General features: G+C 68.5%; 8 protein-coding genes and 1 pseudogene. 3 read left to right on the forward strand and 6 right to left on the reverse strand.

What is annotated here, in order from left to right:
* Positions 1–91: 91 nt before the first annotated feature.
* From ACFVX4_RS37675 to ACFVX4_RS37685, 3 genes are all read right to left on the reverse strand, one after another.
* Positions 92–811 (reverse strand): IS6 family transposase, encoded by a 720-nt coding sequence (locus ACFVX4_RS37675; RefSeq protein ID WP_389986733.1) that lies wholly within the window; start codon positions 809–811, stop codon positions 92–94.
* A 147-nt stretch (positions 812–958) separates the two neighbouring features.
* On the reverse strand, positions 959–1,465 hold the full coding sequence (locus tag ACFVX4_RS37680) for a hypothetical protein (RefSeq protein ID WP_389986736.1): 507 nt from the start codon (positions 1,463–1,465) through the stop codon (positions 959–961).
* 35 nt (positions 1,466–1,500) lie between these two features.
* Positions 1,501–1,923 (reverse strand): hypothetical protein, encoded by a 423-nt coding sequence (locus ACFVX4_RS37685; RefSeq protein ID WP_389986738.1) that lies wholly within the window; start codon positions 1,921–1,923, stop codon positions 1,501–1,503.
* A gap of 213 nt (positions 1,924–2,136) precedes the next feature.
* Here ACFVX4_RS37685 and ACFVX4_RS37690 point away from each other — a divergent pair, with 213 nt between their 5' ends.
* Positions 2,137–2,505: a hypothetical protein gene (locus tag ACFVX4_RS37690; RefSeq protein WP_389986741.1), complete on the forward strand. Its 369-nt coding sequence runs from the start codon at positions 2,137–2,139 to the stop codon at positions 2,503–2,505.
* A 114-nt stretch (positions 2,506–2,619) separates the two neighbouring features.
* Here the strand turns inward: ACFVX4_RS37690 and ACFVX4_RS37695 are convergent, their stop codons facing one another.
* A complete protein-coding gene (locus ACFVX4_RS37695) occupies positions 2,620–3,195 on the reverse strand; it encodes a TetR/AcrR family transcriptional regulator (RefSeq protein ID WP_389986744.1) in 576 nt (191 codons plus the stop codon).
* 102 nt (positions 3,196–3,297) lie between these two features.
* Between ACFVX4_RS37695 and ACFVX4_RS37700 the strand changes: the two genes are divergently transcribed.
* Complete coding sequence (locus ACFVX4_RS37700) at positions 3,298–3,669, forward strand: DUF4267 domain-containing protein (RefSeq protein ID WP_385323416.1); 372 nt, start codon at positions 3,298–3,300, stop codon at positions 3,667–3,669.
* A gap of 208 nt (positions 3,670–3,877) precedes the next feature.
* A pseudogene (locus ACFVX4_RS37705) lies at positions 3,878–4,811 on the forward strand (DNA glycosylase AlkZ-like family protein).
* Between the two features lie 532 nt (positions 4,812–5,343).
* Here the strand turns inward: ACFVX4_RS37705 and ACFVX4_RS37710 are convergent.
* The gene (locus ACFVX4_RS37710) at positions 5,344–6,276 is read right to left on the reverse strand and encodes an NAD(P)H-binding protein (protein WP_389986746.1); all 933 of its coding nucleotides are present in this window, start codon (positions 6,274–6,276) and stop codon (positions 5,344–5,346) included.
* 182 nt (positions 6,277–6,458) lie between these two features.
* A complete protein-coding gene (locus ACFVX4_RS37715) occupies positions 6,459–6,623 on the reverse strand; it encodes a transposase (protein WP_389986748.1) in 165 nt (54 codons plus the stop codon).
* Positions 6,624–6,809: the final 186 nt, after the last annotated feature.

Below are 6,809 nucleotides of genomic sequence, written 5' to 3' on the forward strand. Positions count from 1 at the left end.
CCTCAGGCGTCGACAGGGCGTTGTCACGTTGGTGCGGTGTTGATCGATTGAGGGCGCGTCAGGGGGTGTAGGGGTCGGGTGGGGGCCTGGCTCACGCTGCGGTGGGCAGGGCGGTGGGGCCGGTGATCTCGTCCCAGATGGCGAAGCGGGTGGTCATCTCGGTGTGGTATTCGGTGGCGGTCATCAGGTGGCGGCGTGGTCGGAAGTGGGGCGAGATACCGCTGAACGCGGCCAGGAACCGCTGGGCTCCGCCGACGGAGCGGAAGCCCTTCATCGCGCGTTCGCGCTGCCGGGTGGGCTGGTGGGAGTTCTCCGCCCGGTTGTTCAGGCCCTTGTGGGCGCGGTGTTCTACGGAGGGCATGACCTCGCGGTGGGCCGCGCCGTAGGAGCGGAGCTTGTCGGTGACGATCACCCTCGGCACCGAGCAGGTCTTCTTGAGCAGTTTATGGAAGAACCGCCTGGCCGCGGCCTTGTCCCTTCGGCCCTGGACCAAAATATCGAGCACGTTGCCATCGGCGTCGACGGCCCGCCACAGGTACTTCAGCTCACCGTTGATCTTCACGAAGACCTCGTCCAGGTGCCACTTGTCGCCCGGCTGCACACGCCTGCGGCGCAGGCCGTTGGCGTAGGCCTGCCCGAACTTCGTACACCAGCGGCGGACCGTCTCGTGGGAGACGAGCACGCCGCGCTCGAGCATCAGCTCCTCGACCTCGCGGAACGACAGCGGGAAACGGAAGTACAGCCACACGCAGTGCGCGATGATCTCCACCGGGTACCGGTGCCCCTTGTACGACGGCGGCGCGCTGTCCACGGACGGCCCCTCCCAGCATGACCAACCAGAAGAACATCCCACCCGGTCAGTCAACGTGACAGTGCCGTTTCGTTCCGTTGCGATAGCCGGGCACGAAGTAGAAGTTGTGGTTCCAGGTGTCGTCGGCGGAAGGCGACCCGACGCCTCTCAGGCAGTGTGCTGCCGTGATGACGGTACTGCGGTTGGCACTGGTGACGACCGTCGCGGTGCACTGCCGTCGTAGCCGTCGGAGAAGGTGAAGAACAGGCGGCCTACGTTCTTTTCCACCGCCCCGCCGTGTGTCCACACGGCCCCGGAGTCCGGCGTGTTCACGGGAAGCGGCCTCGGGTCGTCCGGCGTGTTGTCGTCCTCGGGCACGGGGGTGATCTCGGGGACCAGAGCGCCTGCCAGCTTCATCCGCTCGGGGGTCCAGTAGGCGTTGATCCGGTTGCGCTCTTGTGCGGTCGTGGCGCTGGCGTGGGTGGTGGTGGTGTCCGGTCCCGCCGCGCTGCCGCTGGTGGACGACGGGTTGTGCGGTGCGGCGTTGGCGGCCGCGGTCGGCGTGACCAGTGCGACGACGGCCGCCGACACCGCGACGGTGGCGCCGATCGCGTGCCGGAGGGCCCTGCGGGTGCTGTCCTGGTGACCGCATTGGCGGTGAGGAGGTGTGCGCATGCGCGGGACAGTATTCACGCGATGTCAGGAAGCGGTCAGAGGAGTGTGAAGGCGGTGTCCGCACGGCCGGTCGGCGGTTCGTGCCGGACACGGACGGTTCTCGCGGGGAGGCACCGGGTCGACCGCCGGGGTGGACTGCTCCTGGTCGGTGCCGGGGCCGTTGCGGCCGACTCCGAGGACCAGGAGGTGACGGACGCCGCCCCGGTCTGGACGGTGATGGTGTCCTCGCACGGCGAGTCCGGCGTGGCGACCACGAAGTGCGGGGCGTTGAGGATCGCCGCGGCGAGGGCCTCGGTGAGCACCGGCTCGGGCAGCAGGTCGTCGTCGGTCGGCTCCGCGTCCCGCAGGGTGAGGGTGTAGTTGATGTCGGCCACACCGCGCGGTGTCGTCGCCGGGTTGGGCTTCGGCGCCCAGGATGTGCGGGCTGCCCAGCAGCGCGTCGGCGATGCGGACGACATCGTAGTCGGCGTCAAGAAGAGGGCTCTTGTCGCAGTCGGTGGCCGGTGTGCCGAGACTCGGTAGTTGTCACCTACGGGACCGAATAGGCTGCAGAATGAATCAGGTCGAAGCAGCCTGGTTGTCACCGGGGAGGCACATTACTTGTCACATACGGTCGATCGGCGGCCTTCCTGTCACCAGGCCAGAGCGTGACTCGAGACGGCCTCGCCGGGATGCTTGGTGAGCAGACCCCGGCATGCGGACCTGCACGCGACGCCTTGATCGCTTGGGGTGCCTTCGTCGTCTGGGACGGCCTGATCCCGGCCGACCGGCTCGCGCATACCTGCCGGGTTCGGTTCCGTTCCACCTTGAGGTGTGGCCACACGGTCGAGGGCCTTGCCGCCACTGTCGACATCCTTGAGCAGACGGGGGAAGAACTTCTCCGTATCGGCTGCATCGACGCGGTGGACGAGTCCTCGGTGTTCACGATCTTCCTCAACGCCGCAGCGACAGCAGTAGTGGCCTGCGCTGGAGGGCCTCGGTCCGGCACCCCGCAAACGCCGAGCGCTTCAGTTGGCGGAACTGAGCGTGACGGATGGTGATCACTTCTCCAGGCGTACGACCACCGGAACGCTCACCCTGGGGCGCCGGCGAAACAAGCTGACCGGCATTGCCGAGGCGATCACCGTGAGGTACGCCTTCGAGAGGTGCCGGGCTCAGGCTGTGAGGTGATTTACCAGCAAGGCCAGTCGGCGATCGTGGGCCTTCTCAGGGAGGCGGCCGCTGCGGGTGAGGGATGCCAGGCCGTGCAGGCTGGCCCAGTACGTCTCGGTGAGGAGTCCGATGTCGTCGCCGTCGGCCGCTATCGGGGCGACGGCCTGGCGGAGCTCGTCGAACGCCGCCTGGAGTTCGACCGGAGCCTCGGCTGTGGCGAACGGCAGATCCACGGCCAGCGTGAACATCGCGTCGTAGAGCGCGGGCCGCCGCCGCGCGAACGCTGTGTACGCCGCGCCGACCGCGGCCAGCGCGCCCCGCTCGTCCGTCTCGTCCGTGCGCGCGGCGCGCAGCGCCGTCGCCAGTTCCGCGCAGCCCTCCACCGCGACCGCCGCCATGATCGCGTCCTTGCCCTTGAAGTGGCTGTAGAGGACCGGCTGGCTGTACTCGACCTCCGCCGCCAGGCGCCGCGTTGTCACCGCGCTCCAGCCCTCCGCCTCGGCCAGCTCCCGGGCGGCCGACACGATCAGCCGCTCCCGCTCCGCCCGCTCGCGCTCCCGGCGCGTCTGAATTGTCATACCTGAAACTCTAGCAGCGCTAGTGAATCTGCCGATGCTTTGATAGCTTCGCTCCTGTTGCTAGCGTCGCTATATTCCGGAGCGAGCTCAAGGAGAGCTGTCATGACCGTCACCGCGTACACCCTGGCCGTCGTACTCGATCTGTTCGTCGTCTTCATCGGGGTGCGCTTCCTGTTCCAGCCAGTCGCGTCCGCAGCCGGCTACGGCGTGCCCGCGGCGCCCAGTGGCGGCGACCCCGCGTACCTGACCATCAAGGGCCTGCGAGACCTCACCTTCGGCCTGCTGGGCCTGGCGCTACTGGCGTTCGCCGGCGCCCGCGCCGAGGCATGGTTCATGCTTCTCGTCGCGCTGGCGCCGCTCGGGGACACGCTCATAGTGCTCCGCCACGGCGGCACGAAGGCGGTCGCGTACGGCATCCACTTCGCCACCGCCGTAGTGGTCCTCGGCAGCGCTGCTCTGCTGTTCGCCATCTGAACCCATTCCGGGAACGAGGAAGGGGCCGCTTCCGCCGCCGCCGACCGGTTGCGGTTCGACGGGGCCCCACCCGGAGCCGGGGCCCCGTCGCTATCGGGCGGAATCTGAAATCGTTGCAGGTCGCGACGCTGCCTTCGTTCACCACGCGCGACTGAGCGCTTCAATTGGCGATTCCCACCAACTGAAGCGCTCCTTACTCTGCGCCGTTATGATCACTGCACGCGAACTCAACAGGGCGGCCCTCAGCCGCCAGCTGCTGCTGGAGCGTGAGCAGCTGGCCATTCCCGACGCGGTGCGACGCGTGGTCGCGCCCCAGGCGCAGCATCCGGCCTCGCCGTGCCTCGCGCTGTGGAACCGGGTCACCGGTTTCGCTCCGGCCGAGCTGGCCTTCGCCCGTCGGCCGCGGACTTCGGCAGAGATGCAGGCGTGGGTCGAGAAGCGGCTCGGTGCCGAGAAGAAGGACGGGGTGTGGTGGGGGCTGAAGGCGTACACGCCTCTGCACCATGCCCCAACAGACACGCTGTGGTCATTCGGCCTCCGGCCGTCCTTCGTCGCGGCCGGGACCGGGCCCATCCCTGCAGGGCGGGCAGTGGATCCACACGCGCTGCGGACCCCGATTCTGCGCTATCTGGCAGGCTTCGGGCCCGCATCGGTGGCGGACGTGGCGCAGTTCGCCATGGTGCAGCGGGCACCCGTCCGCGAGGCGCTGCGCGCTCTGGACGGTGCTATCGAGCAGCTCCAGGGTCCGGACGGCGGCACGCTGTTCGACCTCCCGGCCGCCCCCGGCCGCCCCCGGATACTCCCGCGCCGCCCCGGCTCATGGCGATGTGGGACAGCATTCTGCTGGCCTTCGCCGACCGCAGCCGGGTGATACCCCCGGCCTACCGCCCCTGGTGATCCGCAGGAACGGAGACGTACTGCCCACCCTGCTGGCGGACGGCCACGTCGCTGGTGTGTGGCGCCCGGTGGACGGTGGCATCGAGGCCGCGGCCTTCCACTCCCTGTCACCCGCTACCTGGGACGGACTCGCCGTGGAGGCCCAGTCCACGAGTGCGCTCCTCAGCGACCGCGAGGTGGAGGTCTACAGCCGCTACCACCACTGGTGGGCGAAGCTCCCCGAGACCGAGGTGCGAATGCTGTGACCAGCTAATTTCTCGCTCAGACTTCAGCGGTGCCCGCTCAAGGTTCCCTACGTTCTCCTGTGGGACAGGGCGAGCCCTTCGTATGGTTGGCCACCCAGGGGCGTCGGGTGTGGCTTTCGAGGTTCTGCCGTCCGTGGCTGGCATCGATTGGCCGCCCGACCCCCCACGACGACTCGGCTGCCAATGAGGAATTGCGAATGATCGCTCAGTCCGGAACCGGCTGTGCAGCCGTCCCTGGGTGGCCTCGATGGCCTGAAGATCACCGGGGTGCACCGTGAAGGCCGTGGTGCGGATGAGGACCTGGCCGCGCTCGGAAGCCGGCTCGGGCTCCTCAATGACGGTCAGGACATCGGCGGGCAACCCACCATGGGTGTAGACGACACGACGGTTCATGATTCCGCTCCTGCGCGCTGGTGTGTGTGGCTTGGCCGGGGCGTCAGCCGGGGTTCCTGCAGCAGGTGCTTTCCGCTAGGAGTGCTCCACAGTTCTCGGCCGCCGGACGTGGTGACGGCCAGGTCGAGGAGTTCGCCGCTCATGGGCCGGTGAACAGGTCGGCGTGTGTCCGGACGAAGTCGGCCACTTCCGAAGGGGGCCGCCCGGTGACCCGCTCCACACCGTCCGCCTTGCGGTCATACCGGTTCTCCGCATGGAGGCGGGCCATGGTGGAGATGTGCTGGAAGACGTGGTCCGGCAGCCCTAGCGGCCTGAGATCGTGGTCGATCCACTCCTGCAGGGGGACGTCGCGGTAGCCGACCGGCCGGCCCAGGACCGCGGAGACCTGTGCCGCCATGGCGGTGATGCCCTCCGAACGGGGGCCGGTCAGCTCGTAGATCCGCCCGGTGTGCGGAGTCGGGTCGGCCAGGACCTCCTCCACGACCGCAGCGACGTCGCCGGCCGCCACCGGGGAGGTCTTCGCCTCGCCGAAGGGCAGCCTGATGGTGCCCGTCTTCGCGATCGAGGAGAAGCCGACGCGGAAGAGCGGGTTCTCCAGGAACACGGTGGGCCTGATCTGGACAACGGGCAGGCCCGACCAGTCGAGGACCTGCTCGACCAGCCACTGCTGCCGCTGCTGGTCCGACTCGGAGGTGCGGCTGAGGTCCATCTCGGCGACGGTCAGCTGCGACATGTTCACGAACACCTCCAGGCGCCCGTACGCGCGCGCGACGACCGCTGCCGTCAGGGCCGCCTCCAGGTACTGCGCCGACACGCCCATGCCGAAGTACATCCGCCCGCAACCGTCCAGGGCGCTGGCGACCTCGCCTGCATGCGTCAGGTCTGCGACCACGACCTCGGCGCCGGTCGCCCGCAGTGCCCGTGCGCGATCGTCCTCGCGACGTACCGCGGCCCGGACGGGCAGGCCACGTCGCCGAAGGCTCTCGACGACGGAACGTCCGACGGCGCCTACACTGCCCGCGGCGCCGGTCACCAGGACGGGCAGCGCGCTTGCTCCCGGGGGGCGGTCCATAGCGGCAGCCTGCGATGCACACGGCCGGGACGCAACCGGAGCCGTCCACCCGATGACGCGGAGCCACCCGGTGAGCCTCCTCGGGTACGAGCGGCTCGCGCCGAGAAACCAGGCCGGCCCGGGCCAACTGGCGGGCTCGCATGTTGAGGTGTCGTGTACTCAATGCCTGCGACGGAGTTCCGTCACTCAGTGTGTGTCCTCGCTCTCCGATGCGACGAGGCGTTGTCGGTGACCACCATCTCCGGGTTGACACCCAGGTCAGCAGCGACCGACCTGATCGTCGCTCCGGGCCGCGACTGGTGCAGCGCAACTGCGTCCGCCTTGAACTCCGGCGGGTAGTGCTTCATGACCACGAGATATCAGTTCTCAGATCCTCAAGATCCAGTGTCTCGTGTGTCCAAGATCAGGGGACAGGTCCCAAGGCCAGGTAGTTAACGTTTTCGCAGGTCACGCAAGGGGTGTTGGGGTCCATGCAGTGGCGGCGTAGAGGCCGGGGCCAAGTTTGTGGATGAGGCCGGTCTCGGCCCATCTGG

The organism is Streptomyces sp. NPDC058240 (genome assembly GCF_042882135.1).
Taxonomy (GTDB): domain Bacteria; phylum Actinomycetota; class Actinomycetes; order Streptomycetales; family Streptomycetaceae; genus Streptomyces.